General features: G+C 31.8%; 1 protein-coding gene. It reads left to right on the top strand.

Translation table 11 applies throughout. The annotated features are described in order from the left end of the window. Window positions 1–1,280: TraM recognition domain-containing protein (locus RCF13_RS07980; protein WP_308141056.1), on the top strand; the 1,280-nt coding region annotated here is incomplete at both ends.

Raw genomic sequence — 1,280 nt, 5'->3', positions numbered from 1 at the left:
AAAAACAGAATTTTTCTTTGAACAATCTCAAAGAACGCATCTAAAGAATCATATTTATCTACTAATGGAAAATGATCCAGATAAAAAAGTAGGTTTTTCTGATTTAATTACAATGTATAACGACCCTCAGCTTGTATGGCGCATGATGAAAAAATTAGAAGAACGGATTCCTCAGGATATAGACAACATTGAAGACCGTGATACAAAAAATTACTGGTTAATTTTAAAGACTGTAAAAGCTTGGTTTGATGACACTTATATTGTAGCCAAATCAGGTTTTGGGAAAAATATGCAAATTGAAATTGTACAATCTGGTCCATATAAGGGCGAATATCGAATTATTGATACAAAATCAGAACATGTTGTAGGATTAAGGAATATTCTTGATGATATTGGAAAGAATGTATTAATGAGACGCGTATTATTTAGTGAATCAAATTTCAATTTTGATAAATTCCTAGAATTTGGGGGAATATTACTAGTAAACACAGCGAAAGGTGAATTAAGTACGTTAAGTAACGTATTAGGCAAATTTGCTTTGCTATGCTACCAAAACGCCGTATTCCGTCGTGAACCAATGACTTCTTCATATAATGCTCTTTACTGTGATGAATTCCCTGACTATATTTATGATGAATTTAGTGAATTCCCTGCACAATCGCGAAAATATAAAGCAATAATTAATGTAATTTGTCAAACAACAGCACAGTTAGAAAAAAAATACGGAAAGCCTTGGAAAACAACATTACTGGCTACTTTACGTAATAAAATGCTTTTTGGTGATGCTACCAAAGAGGATGCAGAAGAATTTAGTCTAGTTTTTGGTACTAAAGAAGTATTCGAAGAAAGCGAAAGCACCCAAGAGGTTTCCGCAATGATGGATAACCCAAGCAATCGTGTAGGACTAAGTTATAAGAAAACTGAAAAAGAAGTATTAAAGGTATCTGATATTATTTATCAGAAAGCGTTTGAATGTGCAGTTAAAATTGTAAAAAACAACGAACCAATTCCTGGTCAAATAATTAAGGCTAATTTCGTTCCTAAAAATGAATTTAAAGAAGCTACTGTTAAAGTAATTCCAGAAGAAGCTACGTATTGGTTAAAAGTTATACGTGATACACCTATACGTAAAAATTTCGTTATGCAAGACGAAAAACATCAACAGTTTATTGAAGAAGCTGAAAAAGATATGGTTGCTTCAAATAATGATCCTAGTGAGAACAAATTAAAACATTCACCTTCTCAGGCTGATGCAGAGTTAACTAAATTATTATTAAATG

Origin of the sequence: Stenotrophomonas maltophilia group sp. RNC7 (assembly GCF_030910085.1) — a bacterium.
Classification (GTDB): domain Bacteria; phylum Pseudomonadota; class Gammaproteobacteria; order Xanthomonadales; family Xanthomonadaceae; genus Stenotrophomonas; species Stenotrophomonas sepilia.
Note: the sequence above shows the minus strand (reverse complement) of the source record. Positions and strands in the feature narration are given on the sequence as shown.